Below are 25,781 nucleotides of genomic sequence, written 5' to 3'. Positions count from 1 at the left end.
CTATTGGCGATAGGGTTTGGATTGGGTATTTGACAAATAGATGAAGAATAATTCTTCTAGTGAACAAAATGTGAAAAAATCATGCTTGATGATGTTGATCGACGTATACTACGCCACTTCCAGGCCGAGCCAAGCCTGACAACGGCAGAATTGGCTGAGCGATGCCGCATCACTTCGGGCGTCTGCTGGCGCCGGATCGAAAAGATGCAAGCGGCAGGAGTGATCGAGGGGCAGGAAGCCGTTATCGACTGGGCCGCCTTGGGCTATGCGGTCGAGGTCTCTTTGCGGATAACGCTGGACAAGACGCAGGCACGGGCGTTCGACGAATTCACGGCGGCGGCGCGGAACGTGGCCGAGGTGATCGAGATCCAGACCTTCCTTGGCCGGGTGGATGTGCGCCTATCGGTGTTGGCGCGAGATATGGCGCATTATCAACAGGTCTATCGCGATCGCATTCTGACCCTACCGCATATCGCCGATATCGAAGCCCTTATGCATATCGCCCGAGTCAAACGGGATGAGGTGTTGCCGGTATGATCGAACTGGATGAGATCGACCGCAGAATTCTGCGCGCGCTGGTGCAGGACGCGACCCAAAGCGCGGGAGCTCTGGGGCGCCGCTTTGGCTTATCGCAGCCCGCGACCTGGCGGCGTATTCGTCGACTGGAAGAAGCAGGCGTGATCAAGGGGCGGCGGCTGCGTCTGAATGCCGAGGCCCTGGGTTTTGGAGTGACCGTCTTTCTCGGCGTGAAACTTGCGCGAAAAGGGCAGGTCAGCCTTGAAGATTTTGAACGTGCCGTCAGCGCCATTCCCGAGGTGCAGACGGTTGAGCATGTGCTGGGTCTTTATGATTATCGCTTGCGCGTCGTGGCGCGGGATCTGGCAGACTTCGAACGGGTTCTGCGCCGAAGGGTGATGACCTTACCAGGGGCCGGAGAGGTCGAAGCCAATGTACTGCTGAGCGAAGAACGCCTGCCCGGGCCGATCGGTTAGTATTTAGTGCGGATGCGGAACCCCGGATGATGGGTCATGCGGGCGAAAGTCATCGGTTGCCCGTCCTTCCACGTGGTCCGTTCCAGCTGAATCATCGAAGTGCCAGTGGTCGTGCCCATGAAATCAGCTAGACGATTGTCCGCCGAGATCGCGCAAAAGGCGATTTCAGCTTCGGTGAACGGGGCAGCATTCAACAACCATTCGTGTGGGCCACTTTTGTTGAGGTCGGCTTGCTCGACCTCGGGCACGGCTTCGATATTGATCCAGCGTTCTTCAAGCTGGAAGGGGCGGTTGTCTGCATAGTGCATGCAGATCACGTGCAGAACGCGCGCGTCCGGTTCGACATTCAGTTGCGAGGTCAGCCAGCCGGGGCTGTAGACCACGTTCCGTTCCACCAGAGCATAGCGATAGGCTGAGTTTTGGTTCTCAACCGCTTGTCTCGCAAGTGAAATTTCAAGCTTGGCTTGTTTGCGTGGTTCTTTCTTGACCCGCGTTCCGCTTTTGCGCTTGCGCTCGACAAAGCCCTGTTCGGCGAGCTCCCTCAGCGCCCGGTTCACTGTGGCGCGGGCACAATTGAACTCTTCCGCTAATTGGGTCTCGGTGGGTAAAAGCGAGCCCTGAGGCCATATGCGGGATTCAATCCGCCGCTTTACCTCGTCTCGAACGACTTGAAAACTAATCCGCTTTTGCGCAGTCACGAGTAAAATTATCCGTTCTTGTTCAAAGTGTGTGTATCTGTTCAGAAACACGCTAGGGTGTAAAGGGGACCTGACTCTGGTTGGCGTCATTTCTGCTAATTGTGGCATGTAAAAACTCAAAATGAAATTTTTGGCTGTGGGTTACTTTGGGTCAACTTCAGGCCGCGTTTGACGCTTTACCGAGCGCGCAAGACAAGGCAGAACAAAAAGGACCCAATAGAAAGGATGCGTCATGCCGGCACTACTGAATACTGTTGACCCGGGCGGGCTGGAGGAGTTCTCGGTGGTTTTTACCGACCGTTCTCTGAACCATATGTCTGCAAGTTTTCAGCAAGTCATGCGCGATATTTCGGCAATGCTGCGTGAAGTCTACAATGCTGAAGGCGTTGCGGTCATTCCTGGCGGAGGTACCTATGGGATGGAAGCTGTCGCGCGACAGTTTGCGCGGGGTGCTGATGTGCTTGTCGTACGCAATGGGTGGTTTTCATATCGGTGGAGCCAGATCATCGAGTCAGGTGATCTGACATCGTCGGCCACCGTTCTCAAAGCGCGCGAAACCGGCAATTCCAGCCCGTCACCTTTTGCTCCGGCCCCGATTGATGAAGTTGTGGCGACAATCCATGAGAAACGACCGGGTATTGTCTTCGCGCCGCATGTTGAGACCTCGGCCGGAGTGATTCTGCCTGATGATTATGTGACAGCGATGGCCGCTGCTGCGCATGAGGTAGGGGCGTTGATGGTGCTGGACTGCATCGCCTCGGGCTGTGCCTGGGTCGATATGAAGGCCACCGGAGTGGATGTGCTGATCTCGGCTCCGCAGAAGGGGTGGAGCGCAACGCCATGCGCCGGTCTTGTCATGCTATCCGAACGCGCCGAGGCGCGGCTGGCAGAAACCTCATCCGATAGCTTTGCGATAGATTTGAAGAAATGGCGCCAGATCATGCAGGCCTACGAGAATGGCGGGCATGCCTATCACGCCACCATGCCCACGGATTCTCTGCTTTCCTTCCGCGACACAATGGCCGAGACGCGCGCGTACGGCTTCGAAAAGCTGCGCGCGGCGCAATGGGCGCTGGGTGATGGCGTCCGGGCCTATCTTAGGGACAAGGGCGTCATGTCGGTTGCTGCCGAAGGGTTCGGCGCGCCCGGTGTGGTGGTCAGCTATACAGCAGACCCCGAAGTGCAGAACGGCAAGAAGTTCGCGGCCCTGGGCATGCAGATCGCAGCAGGCGTGCCGCTGCAATGTGACGAACCCGAAGGGTTCAGCACCTTCCGTCTCGGCCTGTTTGGCTTGGACAAGCTGTATGATGTTGACGACACGATTGCGCGCCTGAAACGGGTTCTGGATCAGGTGCTGTAATAGCGTGGCGGGCAGAAGCCCGCCCTACGGTTCAGCGGACGCCGAGGCCCATTTGCATTAGCGTCTTGCGCACGGGTGGTAGGGAATAGAGCGCATTCAGCCCCATCGCTCGTGCGTCGCGCAGCGGACGCGCTTCGATCATCGAGGCGCGGTTCAGCAGGTCGATGCCCTTGACGCGCAGTTCGATCTCGGTATGGCGGGCCTTGTGATAGGAATCCAGCATCTGCGCATCGCCTAAGCCCTCGGGCCGGGCTTGCGTCAATTCCAGCAAGCAGCGCAGATCGCCCAACGACATGTTCAGCCCCTGCGCACCAATAGGTGGCACCACATGCGCGGCCTCGGCCATCAGCGCGATGCGTTCGCCCGACAACCGTTCCGCCGACTGGCTGATGATCGGCCAGATCGTCCGGCGTGAGGCCAATTTCAGCGGTCCAAACAGCCCGCAAGAGCGTTCGGTCATGGCGGCTTCGAACGCGTCGGATTCAAGGTTTAGCAGTTCAACGGCACGTGGCCCACGCTCCATCCAGACAATCGCCGAAGACGGTTGGCCTTGCCAGTCGGGCAGGGGGACCAATGTGAACGGCCCGCCCGAGCGGTGAATCTCGGTCGAGACATTGTCGTGCGGGATAGGATGTGTGACGGCGAAGGCGAGGGCCTTTTGGCCGTAGCGCGTGGTATGAACATTGATCCCGGCAGCTTCGCGCATTGGTGAACTGCGCCCGTCAGCGGCGATTACCAGTTTGCAGCGGATGCGGGTTCCGTCGCTCAGGCCGACCCGCGCTTCATTGGTGCGGGTGAACAGGCTGACCGTGCCGGTGCCCGGGCGGAAATCGACATTCGGCAGTTCGGCCAGTCGCGCCACCATCTCGCGGCGCAGCAGCCAGTTGGACAGGTTCCATCCGAATGGCTGGTCCGAGATATCGGCGGCGTTGAAATCACGCACGACGCGCGGTTCAGGCACATCTCCGCCCGCATCCACGATGCGCATGATCTGCAGGGGCGCTGCGTGGGCATCCAGTTTGGCCCAAAGCCCGCATTGTTCCAACAGACCGTGGGCAGGCTGCAAAAAAGCGGTGGTACGCAGATCCGATCCGTCCACATCCCGCTCGGTGATCGGAGGGGTGGGATCGACGCAGACTACGTCGAACCCGGCAGCGCCAAAGGCGGCGGCGGCGGTCAATCCGGCGATTCCGCCGCCGGAAATCAGGATGTCACAGCTGTCAGTCATGAGTATGTCTCCGTTGCCGCAGACACTAGTGCTGTTGCGCGGTGGGCGCCAAGTGACATCCTGTCTCGTGCTTTATCCCCGAGAGATCAAAATCAGGACAAGGAACATCGTCGGTACCAGCATCAGGGCAGGAATATAAAGACCCGGCAGGCCGAACAGAAGGATGGAACAGCCCCACATGCTGACCAGCGCCGCGGCTGTATAATAAAGGTCTTCAGCTTCGGCATTGGCCGCGTCCCGGGCCATCCAGCCAAACACGGGAATTGCGAACAAAAGGCGCTGCCAAAGAGGCAGGCGCTGTGGCATCTCAAGCGCGGTCATTGGGGTCTCCGATTCTGTTCGTCGCTGAGCTGCATATGGGGTCAATTCTGCAACTGCGAAACGAACAGATCGTCGCAGTGTGACAGCCTATCGCAGGCGACCCAGAAACCCGGTCAGATCATCGGTGTGATGGTGAATATGGTCAGCCTCGTGCGGGTCAGGCGCGACGTGCACGGTACGCATTCCCATCTCGTGCGGGGCGGCCAGATTGCGTGGATCATCTTCGAACATGGCGGCTTTCGCGGTATCGATTCCATCCTGCGCAAAGATCGCCTCGAACGCGGCTTTTTGCGGCTTGGGGCGATAGCCTGCGTGTTCTACGCCATAAATCGCGTCGAACAGCCCATTCAGACCGCGTGCCGCCAGAACGCGCTCGGCATAAGGTGCAGATCCATTGGTATAGACAATGCGTCGCCCGGGCAAAGCGCGGATATGTTCCGCCAGCGCAACATCGGGTTCCATATGGCTCATGTCCACCTGATGCACGGCGTACAGATAGGGATCGGGGTCCAGATCGTGCTCTGCCATCAGGCCCGCGAGTGTCGTGCCGTATTCGCGCCAGTAATGTGAACGCAACCGGTCGGCCTCGGGGCGGTCGACGCCGATAGCTTGCACGACGTAATCCGTCATCAGCACTTCGATCTGATCGAACAGGCGCATATGCGGCGGGTAAAGCGTGTTGTCTAGATCGAACACCCATTGGGTGACATGGGAAAAGGCAGGTTTGACCATGCTTTGGGTTTAGGGCGATGGGCTGCGGTTTTCAATGCCGCACTTGATCGGGGGGGCGTGTGGCGGCTAGACAGGTCCGAACGAGGAGACAATTCAGCCGATGCCCCAATCCAAACAGTCCAATACGGACGCCTATAGCCTTATTCTCGAAGCGATAGACGTCGGTGTCTACAAGCCTGGTGATCGGCTGGTGGAAAGCGAACTGGCCGAGCGGTTTGGCGTTTCGCGTACTCCGATCCGCGAGGCGCTGCAGCGGCTGGAAACGCAGTCGTTGCTGGAACGGGACGGGCGGTCGTTGATCGTGGCCTCATTGGATCACAACCAGATGGCCGAGCTTTATGTTGTCCGGCGTGAATTGGAAGGGCTGGCCGCACGTCTGGCCGCAAAACACGCAACCGAAGAGGAAATTCGGGTCCTGCGGGACATGGTGGTGGCCGATAATGAGTTGATCGGAGATCCTGTTGCGCTGTCGCGGGCCAACCGGAGATTTCACGAACAGATTCACCTGGCTTCGCATAACCGCTATCTGGTGCAGCAGCTTGATCTGGTGCATCGGACCATGGCCTTGATGGCGACCACATCGCTGGCCGCAGAAGGGCGTGGCGAGATTGCGCAGAGCGAGCACAAAGGCATCGTGGACGCGATTGCGGCGCGAGACGAGGACGCGGCGGCCAAGGCGTTGCAGGATCACATTTCGGTCGCTTTCATGACGCGGCTGAAACAGGATGCGATCCGGCGCGAGAAATAGCGGCCTCACGTTCCTCGACCGCATGGCCGTGCTGGGTCTTGTCCCAGAAGAACGGATTGACCGCCAGTTCCCACAGGCCTTTGTAGGCCGCCAACACGCCCAGCGGATAGTAAAGCACCATGGTCGGCACCCAGGGTAGCAGGAACCTGCGTTTGCCTGCGATGACACCGCAGATACCCACCAATAGGTTGGCGGCTTCGGCGACGAGAAACAGAACCACGCAGGCAGTCAATAAACCGGGTGTCAGGATTGGTTGATACAGGTGGGGCAGCCCGAAAAAGATGGGCCAGAACGCCCACAAAAGCGGGGCCAGAAGGAATTGGCCCAGTGTTCCCAGAAAAAAGGCCTGTAAGCCCAAAAAGCGCAGCAACCCCAGATCGCGCAGCAATTGGCGTGGTGCGCGCATATGCACCAGATAGGTGACCATGAACCCCTTCAGCCAACGCGAACGCTGCTTGACCCATGGCCAGGCGCGAAAGTTCGCCTCTTCATAGGTCGTGGTGCTGACGATCTCGGTCCGATATCCGGCACGGCTTAGGCGGACACCCAGATCGGCATCTTCGGTGACATTATGGGCATCCCAACCGCCCAGTTCGACCAGCTTGTCACGGCGAAAAAAGAAGGTTGTGCCGCCCAGCGGAACGACCAGACCAATTCGCGCGATGCCTTTCAGGACGACGCGAAACCAGCCGCTGTATTCGATGCTAAAACAGCGCGACCGCCAATTGGTGCGCGGATTATAGTAGTCTAGAATACCTTGCAGGCACACCACTTCCTTTGGGGCGTTCGCGAAATGGCGGACAACGGTTTCAATCTGATCGGATTGCGGCGCGTCTTCGGCATCCCAAACGCCCAAAATCTCTCCACGGCAGAAATCCAGCGCATAGTTCATCGCACGGGGCTTGGTGGTCAGGTCACCCCGATCCGGCACAACAATGGCGCGCATCCAGGTTGGCAGTTCTATTTGCCTGAGCGCCTCATTGGTTACGTCATCCCGCTCTTCCAGCACCAAAATGACATCCAGCAACGCTTTGGGATAGGTCAGGCGGCGCAGCCGGGCGATCAGGTCATCGGCAATCTCGCGTTCCTTATATAGCGGCACAAGGATCGAGACGCGGGGTAGGCGAAGTGACTCAGAGGTCTTTGTTGTTGGCTCAGATTTTTCTCGCCACAGATAAGCAATGAGCCCCGAGAGCCTGAGAGACAAGAACAGTCCTAGGGTCAGCAGTGCAAAGCCCAAAAGAAGGCCGAGGCCAACTATCGGGAAACAAACACAGAGTGCCGCGAACAGGATAAATCCAATGATCGGCCCACGGCGCGTCTGGGCCGACCAATTCCTGCAGCTTTGCCGCGCCTCAACGCGAGTTTCTGCAGCTTGTGCCAGCGGTTGAGCATATTGACGGGCGATGGCGGCATCGATCTGCTCGGGTCCTGCCAGAACCGGGATGATTGTGTAACGGTGGCGTTTCAATGCGTCTGCCACTGCGTCGAATGTATCTGGCCTGGCTGTAGCGATCAGCAGGATTGGCCCCACACGCATCCAGGGCAGTACATTGTGCTCCAACCAAAACTCGACCGGTTCGAGCAAACAGAGGTCTGCGGCAGGTGGTACCTGCGCAAGATCGGCGATCTGAAGGCCGGTTTGGTCAGACAGCGCCGAGAGAACCTGCGCACGGCTGGCCCATCCTTCACTGACCAGTATTTCCCCCAATGGCGCGTTCTGGAATACTTGCATCCGCAGGGCGCGCGCCAACTGGTCGGGTGTGATGATGCCTTGTTCGACGAGACATGTGCCGAGCGGTTTGCGCGAATGCGGCCCGGGCACAGGCTGCGCCAGTGTCTGACGCTGGAGATTCAATTCGACCATAACGAAACCCTGCCGCATGTAACATCCGGCAGGGTTGCTTAGTCAGAGTTAACACACGGTTAACGCTGTTGAATTCGCCTTTAAGCTTGTGCTTTTTGATCCGCCATCGCCGCGGCAAAGCGTTCGAACAGGTAGAAACTGTCCTGCGGGCCGGGTGACGCTTCTGGATGATGCTGCACCGAATAAACCGGGCGACCCGTCATGCGGATGCCGCAGTTCGAGCCGTCAAACAGAGAGCGATGCGTTTCGACTACGCCATCGGGCAGTGTTTCCGCGTCCACGGCGAAGCCGTGGTTCATCGAGGTGATCTCGACCTTGCCGGTTTCCATATCCTTGACCGGATGATTGGCACCATGGTGGCCGTGGTTCATCTTGATCGTCTGCCCGCCAAGCGCCAGTGCCAGCATCTGATGGCCTAGGCAAATGCCAAAGACGGGCAGATTTGTTGTATCCAGCACTTCCTTTATCATCGGAACAGCATATTCGCCGGTAGCCGCCGGATCGCCGGGTCCGTTTGACAGGAACACTCCGTCCGGCTTGTGTGCCAGCACCTCCGCAGCCGTTGCGGTGGCGGGCAATACGGTTACGTCGCAACCCGCCGAGGCGAGGCAGCGCAAGATGTTGCGCTTGGCACCATAGTCGATCGCGACCACCTTGTGCATCGGAGCTTCCTGACGCTGGTAGCCATCGGGCCAAGCCCAACGCATCTCATCCCAGCGATAGCTTTGGGCGCAGGTGACTTCTTTGGCCAGATCCATCCCTTCGAGACCCGCAAAACTACGCGCTGCAGCAATCAGGGCTTCGATATCGAAGTTTCCCTCGGGATCATGAGCTAGCGCCACGTGCGGTGCGCCTTGCTGGCGGATCGCGCGGGTCAGGCGGCGGGTATCGACGCCGCCGATTGCGATGCGACCACGGCGGGCTAACCAGCTTTTTAGCTCTTCTGTCGCGCGCCAATTCGACGGCTCGGTCGGGTCCCATTTGACCACCATCCCGGCTGCCACCGGGTCGCCGGTTTCGTCATCTTCGGGATTCACTCCGACATTGCCGATATGCGGGAAAGTGAAGGTCACGATCTGGCCCGCATAAGAAGGATCGGTCATGATCTCTTGATAGCCCGTCATGGCGGTGTTGAAACACAACTCGGCCTCGGTTTGACCGGTTGCGCCGAAGCCCACACCGTAAAACAGGGTTCCATCGGCCAACGCCAGACATGCGGTGGGCTTGGACGGGGCGTTCTGGGCCATGGCGCGACTCTCCTGCAAGGTAAACGGGCGCATAACTAAGTGGGTTATACGCTAGGGTCAAGTCTGTTCAAATTTTGGGCTATTGTTAAAAATCAATGAGTTACAATTAATGTCCACTGTTGTACCAACCTTTTTGTTTCGATATGGTCAGGGTTCCTTTGCCATGGGGATGGACAGACCATATGGATATGCGATCACGGGTGAACTCTGCCCTGAAGCAAGCTATGAAAGACAAAGCCGCCGAGCGTCTTTCGACACTGCGCCTGATCAATGCGGCGATCAAGGATCGTGATATTGCTTCGCGCGCCTCTGACAATGAAGAGACCAAAGGCTGCGGCGATGCCGAAGTGCTTGAAATTCTGGGTAAAATGACCAAGCAGCGCAAGGAAAGCGCACGCGCCTACGAAGAGGGTGGACGCCTTGATTTGGCCGAGCGGGAACTGCGCGAGGTTGAGGTGATTGAGGAATTCCTGCCCAAACAGCTGGACGACGACGAAGTTAGCAAGGCCATTCAGACCGCCATCACGTCTACTGGGGCGGGCTCAATCCGCGATATGGGCAAGGTGATGGGCGAGTTGAAGTCGCGCTATACCGGTCAGATGGATTTCGGCAAAGTAGGACCGATGGTCAAAGATCATCTTTGCGCTAACTCGAACGGCGCTTAATCACGTCGATTTGCGCAGTTTCTGACTCAGATCATCAAACAGCGCGATCCTCTCGTCTTCGGACAGGAACGCGCCGATCTCAACTTCGCGCCCATCGCCGATCAGCGTTACGTAGTGGGGTACCGGACCACCGCTGGTGTGCATTTCGGGGCGGGCCCAATAGCGATTGCAGGTCCATTCCTGATCGCCCTTGTCTGGGTGGTGGTGCACAAGGTGGGCTTGCGTCTGGCCTAAGGTCAGAACCTCGAACACGCTGCGCGCGCGATAGTTTGTCTGGATTGCCAACCAGAGGCCCAGAACCGTCAGCAGCAGGAACGGCAGCAGACCCCACAGGACGATCGAACCCAACATCGCCAGCAGCGGGATCAGTCCGAACAGGAAAACCGACAAGATGACGGTCATTGCACCACGTGGTGGCAAGGAGTTGTGCGGCCAAAGCCGCAGTTCCTGTTCAGCGTCCGAGTTTTTTGTCCATTGATAAGGCATGGCGAGAACCTAGCTCAGACCGGCGCAATGTCGAAGCAAAAATCAGTCAGACAACGTGGCCGACGCGGACCCATGACAGGGCATCGTCAAGCCGGTCATCGCCCCAGAACACTTCGTCGCGGACAACAAAGCTGGGTGCGCCGAAAACCCCCAGTTTGATGGCCTTGTTTGTCTCGTCCTCCAAGGCTGCAACAGCGTCCGGGCTGCGGGCACGGGCAAGCATCAGGCGTGGATCTTGTTGGCACCGAAGCAGGGCTTCGGAAATGGCGCTTTCGCTACCGGCCTCAATCCCGTCCTCGAACCAGATCCGATAAAGATTTTGCGTGAACCCCGCGCCCCAGCCGTCCTGCATGCCCAGCAAAGCCACCTGATTTGCCAGCGCCAGGTCAGAAATTGGATAGGGGGCGGGAAGTTTGGCGTGGATGTGATATTTCGCGGCGCGCCGCTCAATATCGCGCCACATATAGGCCGACTTCACCGGTTTGCCCGCGAAGGGTATATTTTGCTGTTCCGACATCACCGTGCGCACGTTGAAGGGGCGCCAGGTTACCGTCGCATCGTTTTCTTCGCACCAGCCATCCAGGCGCGTGATGGTCAGAAAACTGTAAGTGCTGCCGATTGAATACCAAAAGTCGATCTCGGGCATAGCAAGGCTCCTGTCAAAAGGGGCTTTGCCAACCAGAATACCGCAAAACGGAGGTTTTTTCGATCTTTGCCCAATTTAAATGGTCAAAGTAACGCTTTATCGATGGGTTCTGTCGGCTGAGGGGCAGTGCCACAGGAAGTCATCTGGCGCAGGTCGATTTCGATCATGCGGCAGATGGACGAGATCGGAACATCGGTTACGTCGCCTTCGAACGGGTCCTCCATCGAGGCGCTGACCCGTTCAGTCACGAAGAAAATCCAGCAAACCAACGCTCCGATCGGAGCAAAGACTGCCCAGTCAAGCAGAACGGATTTTGTTACCGAGTAGCCCATGCCAGCGGTGATCGAGCGTTGGTCATTCAACGCCAGCGGTAACATGAAGATAAAAATATAGCTGAAGATGCGTCCGACCTCGGCGACCTGCCGTGGGAAGGGGGTATTCTTGATACGTTCGCTTTGGCCTTGCGCGTCTGCAAACCGTGCTAGCCGGTTCATCAGCGCCACATGCCAATAGGGGTCGATCTTGCCGGATTGCGCCAGTGATGAAAGCCGCTTACCCTGAAGAAACAACAGGTACGCGGCACGGTTGGATTTCCCTTCGAGCAGAGGCAAATCAGCCGCCAGTTGGGTATCGCGCCAGCATTCGGGTTCCTGATGCAGCGCGATTTTGTCCACGACCGGTTTGTGTCCGAACATCCACGGGCGGCGGGCACGTCCATGCGTTGCGGGCTGGCGCAGCTGAAATGCCAGCATGTTGAGCCAAGCGATATGACGTTCCAGCAATTCACGCCGTATCTCGGGCGCAAGCGGCGTGCCGTCAGCCTGAACCAGATTGCTGATCGTGTTGCCCCAATCGCGACTGGCGTTGACGATGTCCCCCCAGATCTTGCGGGCCTCGACCCAGCGGCCATAGGCCGAGGTGTTCTTGAAACCCAGAAAAAATGCCACTGCCAAACCCAGCATCGTCACCGGTGGGCTGGAGTTCGAGATCAACTCAAGCGGAGTAACTTCATCCACTAGTTCAAGCAGGAGTATCCAGGCCATGACGATGCAAATGAACCCGGCAGAGCCTTTGACCAGTTGCCGAAGTGTGATGCCGTGATGGAGAATCATGTGGCGCGCACCCGTCTTAGATTATGCTGTTTTCGCAAATACTAGCGGCCTGATCTTTGGTGCGTCTACGTGTTGGGTGCAGCAAGTTGCGGACTGGGGGCATAAAAAACACAAAGCCCCGCGCGGGGCGGGGCTTTGCTGAGTTTGGTTCATATGGCGGGATTAGTGCGCGTGGCCCTTATCCCAGTCTTCCTGCTTGGGCAGCTGCTCGAACGTGTGTTCAGGCGGCGGCGTGGGCAGGGTCCATTCCAACGTATCCGCGTATTCGTTCCACGGGTTCGGGCGTGTCTCTTTCGCACCACGCAGCAGGGCGTAGATCACGATGCCGAAGAACAGCAGGAACGAGGCGAACGAGATGAACGCACCAATCGACGAAACGAAGTTCCACTGAGCAAACGCTTCAGGGTAGTCGATATAGCGGCGTGGCATGCCCTGACGGCCCAGGAAGTGCTGCGGGAAGAAGGTCAGGTTGGCGCCGATGAAGAACAGCCAGAAGTGAACCTTGCCCCAGAACTCGGAATACTGACGGCCCGTCATCTTCGAGAAGTAGAAGTACACGCCAGCGAAGATCGCGAAGACGGCACCCAAGCTCATCACGTAGTGGAAGTGCGCAACGACGTAGTAGGTGTCGTGATAGGCACGGTCCACGCCGGCCTGCGACAGCACAACGCCGGTCACACCACCAACGGTGAACAGGAACAGGAAGCCGAAGGCGAACAGCATCGGGGTTTTGAACTCGATCGAGCCGCCCCACATGGTCGCGATCCACGAGAAGACCTTAACGCCGGTCGGAACCGCGATGACCATCGTGGCCAGCATGAAGTACGCTTGCTGACGCAGCGACATGCCAACGGTGTACATGTGGTGCGCCCACACGACAAAGCCCAGAACACCAATCGCGATGATCGCCCATACCATCGGCAGGTAGCCGAAGATTGGTTTACGCGCGAAGGTCGCGATCACGTGGCTGATGATGCCAAAGCCGGGCAGGATCACAATGTACACTTCCGGGTGGCCAAAGAACCAAAGGATGTGCTGATACAGGATCGGATCGCCGCCACCGGCCGGATCAAAGAAGGTGAAGCCGAAGTTGCGGTCCATCAGCAGCATGGTGATCGCGCCTGCCAGAACCGGCAGCGACAGCAGAATCAGCCACGAAGTGACGAAGATCGACCAGCTGAACAGAGGCACCTTGAACAGTGTCATGCCCGGGGCACGCATATTCAGGAAGGTGGTGATCATGTTGATCGCGCCGAGGATCGAGGAGGCGCCCGATACGTGCACGGCGAAGATCGCAAGGTCCATGGACATGCCGCCTTCGGTCGTCGACAGCGGTGGATACAGAACCCAGCCAACACCTGAACCAAGCTGGTCATTACCACCGGGGCTGAGCAGCGAGGCGACGCCCAGCGAGGTGCCAGCGACATACAGCCAGAAGGACAGGTTGTTCATCCGCGGGAACGCCATGTCCGGCGCGCCGATCTGCAACGGCATGAAATAGTTGCCAAAACCGCCGAACAGGGCAGGGATGACCACGAAGAACATCATCAGAACACCGTGATAGGTGATCATTACGTTCCAGAGGTGACCGTTGGGGGTACATGGATCGGCCATGAAACCTTCGAGGCACATATACTGAACACCGGGGTGCATCAGTTCGAGCCGCATATAGACAGTCATCAGAACCGAGATCAGACCGGCAAGGGCCGAAAAGACCAGGTAGAGAATCCCGATGTCCTTGTGGTTGGTCGACATGAACCAGCGGGTGAAAAAGCCGCGCTGATCTTCATGCTCGTGACCATGAATGGCTGCGTCTGCCATTAGGTGCCTCCTGTTGCAACTGTACCGCGCAGTCGGACCTCTCCAACGCGCGGGATTCCTGCTGGTTTTAGATTGCGAAGGGGCGACCTTCAATGGTCGAGTTTGATCTGGATCAAGATTAATTGTCGCGGGCAGACTGTGCTGCGCGATAATCTGACCTCGGATGCGAGGGATTTGGGGATTCAGTCCGCGATTACAAGTGGTGACGGGGAAACCCGCTTGACCCGCATCAAGCGGCGCCTCAGAACAACGGGTAAGTCCAACACCGGAGGCCTGTAATGACCGCTTATGATCCCGAAAATGTCTTTGCCAAGATCCTGCGCGGAGAAATCCCGTCAAACCGTGTGTATGAAGACGACGACACCGTCGCGCTGATGGATATCATGCCCCGGGCGGACGGGCACTTGTTGGTGATCCCCAAAACCTCCTGTCGCAACATGCTGGATGCAACGCCCGAGCAACTGGCAGCGGTGATGGCGACGGTACAGAAGATGGCTCACGCTGTGAAAGAAGCGTTTGACGCTGATGGCGTCACCGTTCAGCAATTCAATGAGGCCGCAGGCGGGCAAGAGGTATTTCACCTTCATGTGCATGTATTGCCGCGCCACGAGGGCGTCTCGATACGCCCGCCCGGAAAAATGGGCGATTTTGACCTGATTGCTCAACACGCCGACAAGATCCGCGCGGCACTGACCTGATCCACCTTCGAAGCGAGCTGTCGCAGGCGTCGTGATCACCAAACGCATGGAGCACGACACTTGCGTAATCGCGCTGCCCGTCGCAGACCTGAGGAATACGGATCAGTCTTGTTCCATTCATTTCATGCGTGCGATCCGGACTCGTAAAACATCAGGCTGCTGTCCGGCGATTTCATTAGCCCGGTTCAAGTTTTTCCATTTGCACTTTCGAGTGTGAGCAAAGCCTCTAATTGGGCCAACGGGTGGCCAGATCTTGGCCATGGCGTACGCATTGCAACCGCCGCAGCGCGGTTTCGTCATAGCGGCGCCGATTACCCGCAGTAGGTTCGAACGGCGGTAGAAGTCCAGAACCGGATCGTAGGTGCTTTGAATCCAGTGCGAAATGAGGGAGCCCCGATTGCATTCATTTTCGAAAACACCCCCTTGAACCTCTAGTCACTAGAGGAATTATGTAGCATGGTGATTCAGTAAATAGGACACACTAAAATGGCTCATCAGCATTCCCACAAAGGGCACAGCCACGCGCATGTTGATCCGCAGGCCGGCGATGCGCGCGTTGCCTGGGCCATCGCGGTCAATATGTTCTTGACGCTGGCACAGATTGTGGGCGGGGTTATTTCAGGGTCGCTTGCCTTGATTGCGGACGCCTTGCACAACCTGTCAGATGCGATTGCGCTGGTCATCGCATTCTTTGCCCGCAAGATCGCTCGTCGACCCGCGAACGCGCGTATGAGTTTCGGGTATGGCCGGGCCGAGGTTGTAGCGGCGCTGGTTAACTACACAACACTGATCGTTCTGTCGGTCTATCTGCTGTACGAAGGCGTAATGCGGTTTGTCGAGCCCGAGCCGGTTAATGGCTGGATCGTTGTCTGGATCGCTGGGATCGCATTGGTCGTCGACCTTGTCACCGCTATGCTGACCTATTCCATGTCCAAGGACAGCATGAATATTCGTGCGGCATTCCTGCACAATGTGGCCGATGCATTGGGGTCCGTCGCCGTGATTGTCGCAGGTACCGCTGTAATTGTCTTCAACTGGACTTGGGTCGACCCAGCGGTCACCATCATGATCTCACTTTACATCCTTTGGCACGTCAAATCCGAGATCGGTGAAACCATACGCGTTCTGATGTTGGGCGCGCCAACAGAATTGGATCCGGAAGAGGTCGCCACAGCCATTGAAGGCGTATCGGGCGTGGCAGGAGTTCACCACATCCATCTGTGGAGCATGCAGGAGCGTGAGCCCGCGCTGTCGGCGCATCTGGTCATTAAACCCGACGCACAAGATAGTGCCGAGGATATCCGGGTGATGGTCAAGCAGGTTCTGCAGAACAAGTTTGGGCTTGGTCATGTTACGCTTGAAATCGAAGCCAGCGGGCACGCTTGCGTCGGATCAACCCGATTTGGGCATCAACAGATTTAGGGGCCTAAAACGAGAATTGCCGTTCCGATATGGGGTCGGAACGGCAGACTCGTAACCAAACACTTTCACGGATTTCGCAGGGCAGCCCTGAGATCACCGGTTAACACACCACTCACTCATGAACGGTCATTACATACTATGTGGTCAGATGGCGTTTGTAAGGAGAGGATGTGAAGAATCCCTGAATTTGAGGCGAATTGAGACCATTCAAAGGAATTTTCTGAATGATTTTCGAAACAGAGTGCCCCAAATACTAGCATTGTCTTTTGCATATTCTGGCCAGATCTGTCCGAATACGTGGAATCACCTATAAACTAGGCGCCTTCGGTGGCGAAGACCTCATCAAAGGTCTTTTTTAGCGCAACATCGACGTCATCCATGGTCACCGGCAACCCAAGATCGACCAGTGAGGTCACCCCGTGTTCCTGAATTCCGCAGGGCACGATACCGGTGAAATGTGACAGGTCCGGCTCGACATTGATTGAGATGCCGTGAAAGCTGATCCATTTCCGCAGGCGAATGCCGATGGCCGCGATCTTGTCCTCGGCTGGCTGGCCGGTGATCGTCAGCGGCTTGTCTTGCCGTTGCACCCAGACGCCCACGCGGCCGTCGCGGATCTCACCGGTGACATTGAACTCGGCCAGAGCCGCAATCACCCATGCCTCAAGCTGCTGCACAAAGCGGCGCACATCATGACCGCGTTTGCCCACATCAAGCATGACGTAAACAACGCGCTGACCGGGGCCGTGATAGGTGTACTGTCCACCGCGCTTGCTTTCATAGACCGGAAAGCGATCCGGATCGGTCAGATCTTCTCGCTTGGCAGAAGTCCCAGCGGTATAAAGCGGCGGGTGTTCCAACAGCCAAATGCATTCGTCCGCTTCACCCGCTGCAATCGCGGCAACGCGCGCCTCCATGAAGGCATTGGCCTCGTCGTAGTCGATCAGCCCGTCGGTAGTCTTCCATTCCATGCTCGTTCCTTAGACCGTCTGCGGGGCAGGGGGAAGGGGTCAGGCGGCCTCGGCCAGGCAGCGTTGCAGGACCTGCTCATAAGTGTCCGTGCCCTGTGCGCCGGTCAGCAGATATTTCCCTCCAAACACCATCGAAGGCACGCCCGAGATACCCCGGCTGGTCCAGAAATCTTGTTTTTCACGCACCGGTTGGGCATGCGCACCTGATTCAAGTGCGGTTCGCGCCGCCTCCGGGTTGAGCCCGGCCGTCTCGACCGCGCCCATCAACACTTCGACGTCAGAGACATCCTGTTGCTTGGTGAAATAGGTTTCGAACAGGGTCAGTTTCAGCGGATGCTGACGCCCCTGTGTTTCCGCCCAGTCAAGCAGTTGATGCGCGGCAAAGGTGTTCACGATTCTGCTGTCATCAGTGAAATTGAAAGTGAACCCAAGTTCAGTACCCAACGCAGTCAAACGCTCGCGCGCCTGCTGGCTTTGTTCGGGCGTCGAGCCATATTTCTCGGCAATATGCTCCCGCAGGTTCTGCCCCTCGGGGCCCATGCTGGGGTTCAGTTCGAACGGATGCCAGCGCAATCGGGCCAGTACATTCTCTTGCTTCAGCGCGGCATCGAGTTGACGAAAGCCGACAATACACCACGGACAGACCACATCCGAGACGACATCAATCTGCACTGTAGGGCGGGGATCGGGCGAGGGCATGGCTGCTCCAGATTGCATTGTATCGCGGTTAGATATGGCTAAAGCACGTGATTTCAATCGGCTGTGTTTTTGCCTCTTCACATCGCGCGGCTCAGCGTCTATACGCCCCTCTACCAAGTCATTGGCAGTGCGGTCGTGGCGGAATTGGTAGACGCGCAGCGTTGAGGTCGCTGTGGGGTAACACCCGTGGAAGTTCGAGTCTTCTCGACCGCACCAACATCCTGAAATCGTTACCCGAAATTGTCAGGTGAGACGGGCGCCCTGTTGGTTGAAGCGATAGGTTCGATCCTGGGCGTAGCCGAAATGGACGGATTCACCAGCGTTGACCTGATGCTGGCCGAACAGGCGCGCGGTGATCTGGTGGTCTTGCATCATCGCGATCACGTTTGTGTCTCCGCCCAGATGCTCAACATGTGTCACGTTCGCGGTCAGGGGGCCTTCGTCGGATAAGTACAAGTCCTCTGGGCGGATGCCCAATGTTGTGTCCGCGCTGTCGCCGATTACGCTGGCGGGGAAGAAATTCATCGACGGAGCGCCAAGGAAACCCGCGACGAACTGGTTGGCGGGGTTATTATATAGCTCCATCGGGCTGCCAACCTGTTCAACGCGCCCGTCGCGCAGGACGACGATCTTGTCAGCGAGCGTCATCGCCTCGGTCTGGTCATGGGTTACGTAGATCATCGATGCATCGAGCTGCTGATGCAGGTTGGCGATTTCCAGTCGCGTATTCATACGCAGGGCGGCGTCCAGATTGGATAAAGGTTCGTCAAACAGAAACAATTTGGGTTCACGCACAATGGCGCGGCCGATAGCGACGCGTTGGCGTTGTCCGCCGGATAGTTCCGAGGGGTAACGGTCGATATAGGGCTCAAGGTTCAGCATCTTGCTGGCCTTGGCGACGCGTTCTTCGATGACCTGCTTGCTCTGGCCTTCCTGTTTCAGTGCCAGCGACATGTTCTTGCGCACATTCAGGTGGGGATAGAGTGCATAGCTTTGGAACACCATCGCGATGCCGCGTTTCGAGGGGGGCGTAAGGTTCATCACCTCTCCGCCAATGCGCACTTCGCCCGAAGTCACGTCCTCCAGCCCCGCGATCACGCGTAGCAGGGTGGACTTGCCGCAGCCGGAGGGGCCGACGAAGACGACAAATTCTCCGTCTTCGACTTCGATGTTAATATCTTTCAGTACCTCGACAGTGCCGAAGGACTTGTTCACGTTTGTCAGCGTCAGGGCGGTCATGTGCGTGCCTCTTTCAGCGAAATGGGTTGGCCAGTGCGGATGCTTTCATCGGCAGCTAGACAGATGGCCAGCGATTGCACGGCGTCGTTCATATGGCGGGTCAGGTCGATGTCCTCGGCGATGGCGCGCAGCACATAGGCTTGTTCGGCATCGCAGAGCTGCTGATGGCCGGGCTCATCGGGCATGTCGATTGTCTGGTTGCCATCGGGGCGATGGACCAGAAGGCCGCCAACCTTGGTGTGTCCGTCGATATCGGCGGATGCGCCCTTGTTTCCATCGGTGATCGAGACCGAGCCGTTGGGCGACACGATGTCTTTCACGAAGAACGCGGTTTCGGACATCATCGGGCCCCAACCGGCCTCATACCAGCCGACCGAGCCATCCTCGAAGACCACTTGAAACTGGCCGTAGTTGTACATGTCTTCGGCGATCTCATCGCTTAGGCGCAGGCCCATGCCGTGGACTCGCACGGGGTCGGAGTCAGTGATCTGACACATCACGTCGACATAATGCACACCGCAATCGACGATGGGCGAGGTGGTCTGCATCAGAGCTTTGTGTGTTTCCCACTCGGCCCCGCTGCTTTGTTGGTTGAGATTCAGCCGGAACACGTAGGGCCCGCCCAGGTCGCGCGCCTCGGAAATAAGGCGCATCCATGAAGGGTGATGGCGCAGGATGTAGCCGATGACCAGTTTGCGTTTGGTTTCAATGGCTTTCGCGACGACTCGTTTGGCATCTGCCACAGTGGTCGCTAGCGGCTTTTCGACAAATACATGCGCCCCGGCCTCCATCGCCGCGCAGGCGAAATCGGCGTGGCTGTCGGAGTAGGTCGCCACGACCACCAGATCGGGCTTGGTCTCGGCCAGAGCGGTGTGAAACTCAGAATAGGCTGGATAGCCTGTCAGGCCAGGATGATCCACGCGGCCAGACCGGTTCACCAGCCCCACGACTTCAGCGTCCGGGTGGTGATGGTGGGCCAAAGCGTGGCTCAGCCCCATATTGCCGAGGCCAGCGATCAGAACTTTGGTCATTTGACAGCTCCTGAAGTGATGCCGCGGATCAGTTGGCGCGAGAAGATGACATAGAGCACCAGCACCGGCAGGATCGCCATGCTGAGCGCCGACAGAACCGCGTTCCAGTCGGTGACGAACTGGCCGATAAAGACCTGGCTGCCCAGCGTCAGTGTTTTGGTTTCCTCGGCCGGGGCAAGGATCAGCGGGAACCAGAGGTCGTTCCAGATGGGGATCATGTTGAACACGGCCACGGTCGCCATGGCGGGGCGGACCAGCGGTAGGACCAATCGGAAGAATATGGTGTATTCGGACAGCCCATCGACGCGGCCTGCGTTCTTCAGATCGTCCGAGACTTGCCGCATGAATTCAGACAGGATGAACACCGCCAGCGGCAGACCTTGCGCGGTATAGACAAGGATCAGGGCCCAAAGGGTGTTCACCAACCCGGTTGCCACCATCATCTCTAGTATCGCCACGGTGCCGATGCGGATCGGGATCATAATCCCAAGCGCCAGATAGAGGCCCATCAGAGTGTTGCCCTTGAATTTGTATTCGCTCAGGGCAAAAGCGGCCATGGCGCCGAACAGCAGAACGAAGGCCAGCGACACCACGGTCACGATCAGTGAGTTTTGGAAATAGAGGAAGAAATCCCCCTGTTTCATAACCGTCTGGTAACCGATGAGAGAAAAGCTTTCGGCATCGGGCAGAGCGAGCGGCTCGCGGAAAATCGAGCGTCGGGTTTTGAAGCTGTTGATGATGATCACGAAGACCGGGAAGAGGGCGATCAACGTGTAGAGGATCAGCGCCCCATGCATGGCGGCCGTGTTCAGCGGGTTATGGCGTGCTTTGTTCATCCGGCTATCCTCACAGTTGGTACCGGCGCATCCGGGTCTGGATGCCGAAGAGGTAGATGCAGACACCCACGAGAATGATGGCGAACATGGCGCCAGCGATGGCGGAGCCCATATGCGGGTCGCCAAGTTGCAGCTGGAAGCCAAAGAAGGTGCGGTACATGAAGGTGCCGAGGATGTCGGTTGAGAAATCCGGGCCCGCCAGTGCACCTTGCGATACATAGATCAGATCGAACGCGTTGAAATTGCCGACGAATGTCAGGATCGAGATGATGCCAATCGAGGGAATGATCAGCGGCAGCTTGATCTTCCAGAACGCCGAAGCACCGGTGATGCCGTCTATTTCTCCGGCTTCAATGATCTCTTCGGGGATCGACAGCAGGGCGGCGTAGATCAACATCATCGGGATGCCGACGAATTGCCAGACCGAGACAAGTGCCAGTGTTGTCAGCGCGTATTCTTCCTTGCCCAGCCATGGTGCAAACAGCGACTTCAGACCAATGGCGTCCAGCATTGAAGGTGCGATGCCCCAAAGCGGGGACAATATCAGCTTCCACGCGAAACCGACGATCACAAAGCTCAGAATGGTCGGAATGAAGATCGCGGACCGATAGAGCGCGGCAAACCGCAAGCGTGGATGCGACAGAAGCGCGGCCAAAGCGATGCCGATGGGGTTCTGAACCAGCATGTGGATCAGGAAGAACCAGAAGTTGTTGCCCAAAGCGTTCCAGAACTGCTCGGACCAGATCGGATCGAAGAACAGGGTGCGGAAATTCTGCAAGCCCACGTAGATACGTGTCTGATCAACCTCGGTGAACAGTGCGAGGCGCAGTGTGTTGAACAAGGGGAAGATCATCACTGCCGTGTAGACCAGCACCGCAGGGGCGAGGAAAACGGCAATGTGCCAGCGTATGCGGCGGGTCTGCATGGGAATCTCCGGGGGAAAGGTCCGGACGCGACGCGGTAGCCGCGTCCGGTGTGAGTGGCCTAGTTGTTACTGATGCGGTGCGTACCAGCTGGCCAGACCGTCTTGCAGTTGCTGACCTAGTGCTTCGGGTGTCTCGGCACCCTTGATGGCTGCAACGGATGCACCCCAAGTCTCGTTTTCGAGGTTCGGCGTGCCGCGCGACAGGATTTGGTATGTCGAGCGGATTGTGCTTTCGCACTCATCCCGCCAACCGACGATTTCCTTGGCCAGTGGATCTTCCAGCTCGACCGGAGTGCTGGACAGCGGGAAGAAGCCGGGTAGGGCGTTACCGAAGATGCTGGCGAACTCCGGGCTTGCGACCCAAGCCAGGAAGGTGCGCGCAGCTTCCTGGTTCTCGCTCGCCGCGTTCATGCCGATGCCGATATCGGTGTGGTCCGAAATATAGCAGGTGTCGCCCGCGTTCTGGACCGGTGGCTTAAAGGCGCCCATTTCGAAATCGGCCTGCGTGTTGAAGCCCGAGATTTCCCAGCTGCCTGCTGGATAGACCGCTGCACGACCCAGCGTGAACAGGTTCTGGCTGTCGGGATAGGTTTGCGCTTCATACCCGTCGCCGAGATAGTCGGCCCACTTGGCCAGTGTCGCATACGGGGCGACCCACTGGGGGTCGGTCAGCTTCTGCTCGCCTTTGATCAGCGCCTGACGACCTTCTTCACCCTTCCAGTAGTTCGGGCCGATGTTGTTATAGCCCATCGTTGCGGCTTCCCACTGGTCATTGGTGCCCATCGCCATCGGGATATAGGTACCGTCTTCCTTGATCTTATCGAGGGCGGCAAAGAACTCAGCTTCGGTAGTTGGAACTTCGATGCCCAACTCATTGAACGCATCTTTGTTGTAGATGAAGCCGTGAATCACTGACGCCATCGGGACGCAGAAACTGGCTGAACCGTCATCGGTTTGCCACGCAGATTTGGCCACGTCCGAGAAGTTTCCCATGGCCTCAAGATCAGACAGATCGGTCAGGTGCCCCGACTCGTATAGCGCAAGCGAGGCATCAAACGGACGGCAGGTAATCAGATCGCCAGCCGATCCGGCCTCGAGCTTTGAGTTTAAGACAGCGTTGTATTCTGCCGGTGCAGAGGGCGAGAATATTACTTTGATGCCGGGATTCTCGGCCTCGAACGCCGGAATGATCTTTTCCTGCCACAACGCCAGATCGTCGTTTCGCCAACTTTCGATGGTCAAAGTGGCCTCTTGCGCATAGGCGCTTGTGACCAGCGCCGTGCTCATCATGGCAAGGCTCAGAACTTTGCGTGTCATTTGATATCTCCCAGGTTGATGGTTTCTTGGTTTTGTTTCATCCGCTCCAGCGCAGGGCGGAGGTGATCGTCGGTGTTGCTTAGCATTGCTTGCGCCGCGTCCAGGGACCCTGCGCCTACAGCCAAAAGGGCCGCGCATTTGAGGTTGCCCTCTGCCGCAGTCAACGCCTTTGTAGCCTGCGCGGAGGAAACACCGGTCAACTGACAGACGATCCCGTTGGCTCGGGCGCGTAGCTTGTCATTGTCAGCGCGCAAATTGATCATCATGCCGTCCTGAATATGCCCCAGCTCCATCGCCATCAGCGTCGAAAGCATGTTCAGTGCGATTTTCTGCGCTGTACCAGCGCCCATGCGGGTAGAGCCCGAGATCAGTTCAGGTGGTGTCGAAAGCAGGATTGGATGGTCAGAAAGCTGCAACAGTTCGGTGCCCCCGTTATTGGCAATGCCGATAACTGTGGCGCCTCTGTCCCGCGCGATCCGCGCTGCTGCGGTTGTGTACGGTGTGGTTCCGCTGGCCGAGACGGTGATCAAGGTGTCTTTGGCAGAAAGATCGGCCAGGTCTCGGGCAAGGCTGTCGGTGGCATCTTCGACATCTCCCGGCATCTCAACTCCTGAGGGCAATCCACCTGCCATGTGGATGCGAATCTGGCGGGCTGGTATCGAAAAAGTTCCCCCGAGTTCCAGCGCATCCGAGGCGGCCATCAAGCCGGAAGAGCCTGCCGCCAAATAGCGCAAAACCCCGCCCGATCGGATGGATTGCGCCATAGCTTTTGCGCCTGCGCAGAGGGTGGGCAGCGAGGAAAGCGGGGCAGCGGCAGCGTCGGCTTGCGAGCGGGCCAGCAGCTCGGCCACTTCAGTCAGCGGTCGGGCGTCAAGTCCGATCGCGTCTTGATGTAGCTGTTCGGTAACTGGCTTGGTCACGTGATTCTCCCCCGAGATTTTGAATATCATACCTTTTAGATACCATTAGTCTACCATTTTATTTTTACGCCCACTATTTTCAAGATTTAGACAACTATTACTGCATTATTGCGTAATTTGGTCTTCAAAATTTGAAATAGGTATTATAAAGGTATCTCCATGAGTCGCCCTTCTGATACCATTGTGCTGGCCGCTGATGGCGGTGGAACACGCTGCCGTCTTGCTGTTTCAGACGGCTCTGCGGTTCAGTGTGTCGAGGTTGGTGCGGCAAATGTATCAACCGATTTTGACGCAGCCTGCGCTGAGTTGATGCACGGAATTGCTGCTTTGGCCCGACGTGCCGGACTAGAGGCAACTCAAATCGCTCGTGCGCCAGCCTACTTGGGGCTGGCCGGTATCACGGGGCGCGCGCTGGCTGATCGGCTGGCAGAAAAGCTGCCATTTGACCATGTTCTGATTGAAGATGACAGGCCCGCCGCATTACGTGGTGCGTTGGGTTCGAAAGACGGTTTCGTAGCGCATTGCGGAACGGGTTCTTTTCTGGCGGTCCAGAATGGGGATCGCAGGTCATTTGCCGGGGGCTGGGGACCTGTTCTCGGGGATCAGGCCTCGGCGCAATGGGTTGGGCGGCGGGCTTTGGCCTTTACGCTTGACTGTGTGGACGCTCTGAAGCCTGCGTCTGATTTGGCGGACAGCCTGTTGTCGCGTTTTGATGGCGCTGCTGGGATTGTCAGGGCCGCCTCCAAGATGTCGCCTACCGAGTTCGGAGCGCTGGCGCCTGTTGTCACGCAACACGCAAAGCAAGGAGATGCGCTTGCGTTGTCGATCATGGAGGAAAGTGCACAGTATCTGACAGATCAGATGTTGGCGATGGGCTGGATGCCCGGCCTTTCGACCTGCCTGACCGGCGGCATCGGCCCGCAATACGCGGAATTTCTTCCCGCACAGATGCAACAGGAATTGGCCGACCCGCTGGGCGATCCGTTGACCGGTGCCATCGCGTTGGCCCACGCCTTTCAAAAGGAGACCCGACATGAGCGTTGCTGACTTCCTGCGGCCCGAGGGTTGGCTGGGTCAGACTGCCGGTCCGCGTTACGTACAGCTGCGGCAGCGGTTGGAGCAGGGGATCGAAGAGGGTATTCTGGCCCCGAACAGTTCACTCCCGCCCGAGCGCGAGATTGCCGAACTGACGGACTTGTCGCGGGTGACGGTCCGCAAGGCGATTCAGGAACTTGTGCGCAAAGGCGCGATTGAACAGCGGCAAGGCTCGGGGTCATTCGTGCGTCAAGCGGTTGCGCGGGTTGAGCAGTCGCTGTCGCATTTGACCTCGTTTACCGAAGACATGGAGAGGCGCGGTTTTGAAACGACTTCAACCTGGTTGGAGCGCGGAATATTCCTGCCGTCACCTGATGAAATGCTGGCGCTGGGCCTATCGGCGAGTGATCAGGTCGCCCGCATTCATCGTCTGCGCGCGGCTGGCGGGCGACCGATGGCGCTGGAACGCGCGGCGTTGCCGCTGGATATATTGCCCAACCCGACTGAGGTTACCGGATCTCTCTATGCCTTTCTCGAACACTCAGGCAATCGTCCGGTGCGCGCGATCCAGAAAATCTCGGCCATCAATCTCGAAGCAACCGAGGCTGGATTGCTTGATGTTGCAGAAGGTACGGCGGGGCTGCGCATTCAGCGGACCTCGTATCTAGAAAGCGGGCGCGTTGCTGAACTGACCCGATCCATCTATCACGGCGATGCTTACGATTTCGTGGCAGAGCTGCGTCTGTCAACCTGAAAGGCGGGGCT

General features: G+C 57.7%; 27 protein-coding genes and 1 tRNA gene. 10 read left to right on the top strand and 18 right to left on the bottom strand.

Annotation, left to right across the window (positions count from 1 at the left end; all coding sequences use genetic code 11):
• Positions 1-81 precede the first annotated feature (81 nt).
• The gene (locus ACR0DK_RS13335; protein WP_170393487.1) at positions 82-537 is read left to right on the top strand and encodes an Lrp/AsnC family transcriptional regulator; all 456 of its coding nucleotides are present in this window, start codon (positions 82-84) and stop codon (positions 535-537) included.
• A complete protein-coding gene (locus ACR0DK_RS13330) occupies positions 534-992 on the top strand; it encodes an Lrp/AsnC family transcriptional regulator (protein WP_170393485.1) in 459 nt (152 codons plus the stop codon). Before ACR0DK_RS13335 ends, ACR0DK_RS13330 begins: the two co-directional genes overlap by 4 nt.
• Here the strand turns inward: ACR0DK_RS13330 and ACR0DK_RS13325 are convergent.
• Positions 989-1,690, bottom strand: a complete 702-nt coding sequence (locus ACR0DK_RS13325; protein WP_170393483.1) for a GntR family transcriptional regulator — start codon at positions 1,688-1,690, stop codon at positions 989-991. The two genes, ACR0DK_RS13330 and ACR0DK_RS13325, sit on opposite strands and share 4 nt — an antisense overlap.
• Before the next feature lie 232 nt (positions 1,691-1,922).
• Between ACR0DK_RS13325 and ACR0DK_RS13320 the strand changes: the two genes are divergently transcribed.
• Complete coding sequence (locus tag ACR0DK_RS13320; protein WP_480736526.1) at positions 1,923-3,050, top strand: aminotransferase class V-fold PLP-dependent enzyme; 1,128 nt, start codon at positions 1,923-1,925, stop codon at positions 3,048-3,050.
• A gap of 31 nt (positions 3,051-3,081) precedes the next feature.
• On the opposite strand, the gene ACR0DK_RS13315 is transcribed toward ACR0DK_RS13320, so the two are convergent.
• From ACR0DK_RS13315 to ACR0DK_RS13305, 3 genes are all read right to left on the bottom strand, one after another.
• On the bottom strand, positions 3,082-4,278 hold the full coding sequence (locus ACR0DK_RS13315) for a UbiH/UbiF family hydroxylase (protein ID WP_480736525.1): 1,197 nt from the start codon (positions 4,276-4,278) through the stop codon (positions 3,082-3,084).
• Positions 4,279-4,350: 72 nt separating this feature from the next.
• Positions 4,351-4,599: a hypothetical protein gene (locus tag ACR0DK_RS13310; RefSeq protein WP_170405023.1), complete on the bottom strand. Its 249-nt coding sequence runs from the start codon at positions 4,597-4,599 to the stop codon at positions 4,351-4,353.
• A gap of 87 nt (positions 4,600-4,686) precedes the next feature.
• Positions 4,687-5,331: a pyrimidine 5'-nucleotidase gene (locus ACR0DK_RS13305; protein WP_170635565.1), complete on the bottom strand. Its 645-nt coding sequence runs from the start codon at positions 5,329-5,331 to the stop codon at positions 4,687-4,689.
• 100 nt (positions 5,332-5,431) lie between these two features.
• Here ACR0DK_RS13305 and ACR0DK_RS13300 point away from each other — a divergent pair, with 100 nt between their 5' ends.
• The gene (locus ACR0DK_RS13300) at positions 5,432-6,079 is read left to right on the top strand and encodes a GntR family transcriptional regulator (RefSeq protein ID WP_170393473.1); all 648 of its coding nucleotides are present in this window, start codon (positions 5,432-5,434) and stop codon (positions 6,077-6,079) included.
• On the opposite strand, the gene ACR0DK_RS13295 is transcribed toward ACR0DK_RS13300, so the two are convergent.
• The gene (locus tag ACR0DK_RS13295) at positions 6,036-7,964 is read right to left on the bottom strand and encodes a glycosyltransferase family 2 protein (RefSeq protein WP_480590743.1); all 1,929 of its coding nucleotides are present in this window, start codon (positions 7,962-7,964) and stop codon (positions 6,036-6,038) included. The two genes, ACR0DK_RS13300 and ACR0DK_RS13295, sit on opposite strands and share 44 nt — an antisense overlap.
• Before the next feature lie 62 nt (positions 7,965-8,026).
• Positions 8,027-9,193, bottom strand: coding sequence for a glutamine-hydrolyzing carbamoyl-phosphate synthase small subunit (gene carA / locus ACR0DK_RS13290; protein ID WP_170510981.1), 1,167 nt, complete (start codon positions 9,191-9,193; stop codon positions 8,027-8,029).
• A 182-nt stretch (positions 9,194-9,375) separates the two neighbouring features.
• On the opposite strand from carA, the gene ACR0DK_RS13285 reads away from it, so the two are divergent.
• Positions 9,376-9,858, top strand: a complete 483-nt coding sequence (locus ACR0DK_RS13285) for a GatB/YqeY domain-containing protein (RefSeq protein ID WP_170393469.1) — start codon at positions 9,376-9,378, stop codon at positions 9,856-9,858.
• Here ACR0DK_RS13285 and ACR0DK_RS13280 read toward each other — a convergent pair whose 3' ends face one another.
• The 4 genes from ACR0DK_RS13280 to ctaD form a co-directional block, all read right to left on the bottom strand.
• Complete coding sequence (locus tag ACR0DK_RS13280; RefSeq protein WP_170465483.1) at positions 9,859-10,344, bottom strand: DUF2244 domain-containing protein; 486 nt, start codon at positions 10,342-10,344, stop codon at positions 9,859-9,861.
• 46 nt (positions 10,345-10,390) lie between these two features.
• Complete coding sequence (locus ACR0DK_RS13275) at positions 10,391-10,990, bottom strand: 2-hydroxychromene-2-carboxylate isomerase (RefSeq protein WP_170393465.1); 600 nt, start codon at positions 10,988-10,990, stop codon at positions 10,391-10,393.
• Between the two features lie 83 nt (positions 10,991-11,073).
• Positions 11,074-12,033 (bottom strand): bestrophin family protein, encoded by a 960-nt coding sequence (locus ACR0DK_RS13270; RefSeq protein ID WP_480736520.1) that lies wholly within the window; start codon positions 12,031-12,033, stop codon positions 11,074-11,076.
• 231 nt (positions 12,034-12,264) lie between these two features.
• Complete coding sequence (gene ctaD, locus ACR0DK_RS13265; protein ID WP_170393460.1) at positions 12,265-13,923, bottom strand: cytochrome c oxidase subunit I; 1,659 nt, start codon at positions 13,921-13,923, stop codon at positions 12,265-12,267.
• 278 nt (positions 13,924-14,201) lie between these two features.
• Between ctaD and ACR0DK_RS13260 the strand changes: the two genes are divergently transcribed.
• Entirely contained in the window at positions 14,202-14,621 is a 420-nt protein-coding gene (locus tag ACR0DK_RS13260) for an HIT family protein (RefSeq protein ID WP_170610159.1), read from the top strand.
• Positions 14,622-15,107: 486 nt separating this feature from the next.
• Entirely contained in the window at positions 15,108-16,043 is a 936-nt protein-coding gene (locus ACR0DK_RS13255; protein ID WP_170393456.1) for a cation diffusion facilitator family transporter, read from the top strand.
• A gap of 314 nt (positions 16,044-16,357) precedes the next feature.
• On the opposite strand, the gene lipB is transcribed toward ACR0DK_RS13255, so the two are convergent.
• Both lipB and ACR0DK_RS13245 read right to left on the bottom strand, forming a co-directional pair.
• Complete coding sequence (gene lipB / locus ACR0DK_RS13250) at positions 16,358-17,014, bottom strand: lipoyl(octanoyl) transferase LipB (protein ID WP_480736518.1); 657 nt, start codon at positions 17,012-17,014, stop codon at positions 16,358-16,360.
• Positions 17,015-17,053: 39 nt separating this feature from the next.
• Positions 17,054-17,713 carry a DsbA family oxidoreductase gene (locus ACR0DK_RS13245; protein WP_480736516.1) on the bottom strand — a complete coding sequence of 220 codons (660 nt, stop codon included), beginning with the start codon at positions 17,711-17,713 and terminating at the stop codon, positions 17,054-17,056.
• 129 nt (positions 17,714-17,842) lie between these two features.
• Between ACR0DK_RS13245 and ACR0DK_RS13240 the strand changes: the two genes are divergently transcribed.
• Positions 17,843-17,929: transfer RNA gene (locus tag ACR0DK_RS13240), tRNA-Leu, on the top strand.
• Between the two features lie 27 nt (positions 17,930-17,956).
• On the opposite strand, the gene ACR0DK_RS13235 is transcribed toward ACR0DK_RS13240, so the two are convergent.
• The 6 genes from ACR0DK_RS13235 to ACR0DK_RS13210 form a co-directional block, all read right to left on the bottom strand.
• Positions 17,957-18,952, bottom strand: a complete 996-nt coding sequence (locus tag ACR0DK_RS13235) for an ABC transporter ATP-binding protein (protein ID WP_170662208.1) — start codon at positions 18,950-18,952, stop codon at positions 17,957-17,959.
• Positions 18,949-19,983 carry a Gfo/Idh/MocA family protein gene (locus tag ACR0DK_RS13230; protein WP_480736514.1) on the bottom strand — a complete coding sequence of 345 codons (1,035 nt, stop codon included), beginning with the start codon at positions 19,981-19,983 and terminating at the stop codon, positions 18,949-18,951. Before ACR0DK_RS13230 ends, ACR0DK_RS13235 begins: the two co-directional genes overlap by 4 nt.
• On the bottom strand, positions 19,980-20,819 hold the full coding sequence (locus ACR0DK_RS13225; protein ID WP_170393445.1) for a carbohydrate ABC transporter permease: 840 nt from the start codon (positions 20,817-20,819) through the stop codon (positions 19,980-19,982). The genes ACR0DK_RS13230 and ACR0DK_RS13225 overlap by 4 nt, the downstream gene beginning before the upstream one ends.
• 10 nt (positions 20,820-20,829) lie before the next feature.
• On the bottom strand, positions 20,830-21,744 hold the full coding sequence (locus ACR0DK_RS13220; protein WP_170731892.1) for a carbohydrate ABC transporter permease: 915 nt from the start codon (positions 21,742-21,744) through the stop codon (positions 20,830-20,832).
• Positions 21,745-21,810: 66 nt separating this feature from the next.
• A complete protein-coding gene (locus tag ACR0DK_RS13215) occupies positions 21,811-23,061 on the bottom strand; it encodes an ABC transporter substrate-binding protein (RefSeq protein WP_170405048.1) in 1,251 nt (416 codons plus the stop codon).
• Entirely contained in the window at positions 23,058-23,981 is a 924-nt protein-coding gene (locus ACR0DK_RS13210; RefSeq protein ID WP_170421117.1) for an N-acetylmuramic acid 6-phosphate etherase, read from the bottom strand. Before ACR0DK_RS13210 ends, ACR0DK_RS13215 begins: the two co-directional genes overlap by 4 nt.
• A gap of 159 nt (positions 23,982-24,140) precedes the next feature.
• Here ACR0DK_RS13210 and ACR0DK_RS13205 point away from each other — a divergent pair, with 159 nt between their 5' ends.
• A complete protein-coding gene (locus ACR0DK_RS13205; RefSeq protein WP_480736511.1) occupies positions 24,141-25,028 on the top strand; it encodes a glucosamine kinase nucleotide-binding domain-containing protein in 888 nt (295 codons plus the stop codon).
• The gene (locus tag ACR0DK_RS13200; protein ID WP_170393434.1) at positions 25,015-25,770 is read left to right on the top strand and encodes a GntR family transcriptional regulator; all 756 of its coding nucleotides are present in this window, start codon (positions 25,015-25,017) and stop codon (positions 25,768-25,770) included. Before ACR0DK_RS13205 ends, ACR0DK_RS13200 begins: the two co-directional genes overlap by 14 nt.
• Positions 25,771-25,781: the final 11 nt, after the last annotated feature.

The sequence above is a fragment of the Ruegeria sp. CE6 genome, from assembly GCF_056537485.1.
This window is presented reverse-complemented; position numbering and strand designations above follow the sequence as displayed.

Bases quoted from the DNA above. Each gene is read 5' to 3' on its own strand.
- ACR0DK_RS13295 (WP_480590743.1), bottom strand. From the start codon at position 7,964: ATGCGGCAGGGTTTCGTTATGGTCGAATTGAATCTCCAGCGTCAGACA.
- ACR0DK_RS13330 (WP_170393485.1), top strand. From the start codon at position 534: ATGATCGAACTGGATGAGATCGACCGCAGAATTCTGCGCGCGCTGGTG.
- ACR0DK_RS13255 (WP_170393456.1), top strand. From the start codon at position 15,108: ATGGCTCATCAGCATTCCCACAAAGGGCACAGCCACGCGCATGTTGAT.
- ACR0DK_RS13235 (WP_170662208.1), bottom strand. From the start codon at position 18,952: ATGACCGCCCTGACGCTGACAAACGTGAACAAGTCCTTCGGCACTGTC.
- ACR0DK_RS13205 (WP_480736511.1), top strand. From the start codon at position 24,141: ATGAGTCGCCCTTCTGATACCATTGTGCTGGCCGCTGATGGCGGTGGA.
- ACR0DK_RS13305 (WP_170635565.1), bottom strand. From the start codon at position 5,331: ATGGTCAAACCTGCCTTTTCCCATGTCACCCAATGGGTGTTCGATCTA.
- carA (WP_170510981.1), bottom strand. From the start codon at position 9,193: ATGGCCCAGAACGCCCCGTCCAAGCCCACCGCATGTCTGGCGTTGGCC.
- ACR0DK_RS13275 (WP_170393465.1), bottom strand. From the start codon at position 10,990: ATGCCCGAGATCGACTTTTGGTATTCAATCGGCAGCACTTACAGTTTT.
- ACR0DK_RS13215 (WP_170405048.1), bottom strand. From the start codon at position 23,061: ATGACACGCAAAGTTCTGAGCCTTGCCATGATGAGCACGGCGCTGGTC.
- ACR0DK_RS13225 (WP_170393445.1), bottom strand. From the start codon at position 20,819: ATGAACAAAGCACGCCATAACCCGCTGAACACGGCCGCCATGCATGGG.
- ctaD (WP_170393460.1), bottom strand. From the start codon at position 13,923: ATGGCAGACGCAGCCATTCATGGTCACGAGCATGAAGATCAGCGCGGC.
- ACR0DK_RS13315 (WP_480736525.1), bottom strand. From the start codon at position 4,278: ATGACTGACAGCTGTGACATCCTGATTTCCGGCGGCGGAATCGCCGGA.
- ACR0DK_RS13335 (WP_170393487.1), top strand. From the start codon at position 82: ATGCTTGATGATGTTGATCGACGTATACTACGCCACTTCCAGGCCGAG.
- ACR0DK_RS13300 (WP_170393473.1), top strand. From the start codon at position 5,432: ATGCCCCAATCCAAACAGTCCAATACGGACGCCTATAGCCTTATTCTC.
- ACR0DK_RS13310 (WP_170405023.1), bottom strand. From the start codon at position 4,599: ATGACCGCGCTTGAGATGCCACAGCGCCTGCCTCTTTGGCAGCGCCTT.
- ACR0DK_RS13320 (WP_480736526.1), top strand. From the start codon at position 1,923: ATGCCGGCACTACTGAATACTGTTGACCCGGGCGGGCTGGAGGAGTTC.
- ACR0DK_RS13260 (WP_170610159.1), top strand. From the start codon at position 14,202: ATGACCGCTTATGATCCCGAAAATGTCTTTGCCAAGATCCTGCGCGGA.
- ACR0DK_RS13230 (WP_480736514.1), bottom strand. From the start codon at position 19,983: ATGACCAAAGTTCTGATCGCTGGCCTCGGCAATATGGGGCTGAGCCAC.
- ACR0DK_RS13270 (WP_480736520.1), bottom strand. From the start codon at position 12,033: ATGGCCTGGATACTCCTGCTTGAACTAGTGGATGAAGTTACTCCGCTT.
- lipB (WP_480736518.1), bottom strand. From the start codon at position 17,014: ATGGAATGGAAGACTACCGACGGGCTGATCGACTACGACGAGGCCAAT.
- ACR0DK_RS13245 (WP_480736516.1), bottom strand. From the start codon at position 17,713: ATGCCCTCGCCCGATCCCCGCCCTACAGTGCAGATTGATGTCGTCTCG.
- ACR0DK_RS13220 (WP_170731892.1), bottom strand. From the start codon at position 21,744: ATGCAGACCCGCCGCATACGCTGGCACATTGCCGTTTTCCTCGCCCCT.
- ACR0DK_RS13200 (WP_170393434.1), top strand. From the start codon at position 25,015: ATGAGCGTTGCTGACTTCCTGCGGCCCGAGGGTTGGCTGGGTCAGACT.
- ACR0DK_RS13285 (WP_170393469.1), top strand. From the start codon at position 9,376: ATGGATATGCGATCACGGGTGAACTCTGCCCTGAAGCAAGCTATGAAA.
- ACR0DK_RS13280 (WP_170465483.1), bottom strand. From the start codon at position 10,344: ATGCCTTATCAATGGACAAAAAACTCGGACGCTGAACAGGAACTGCGG.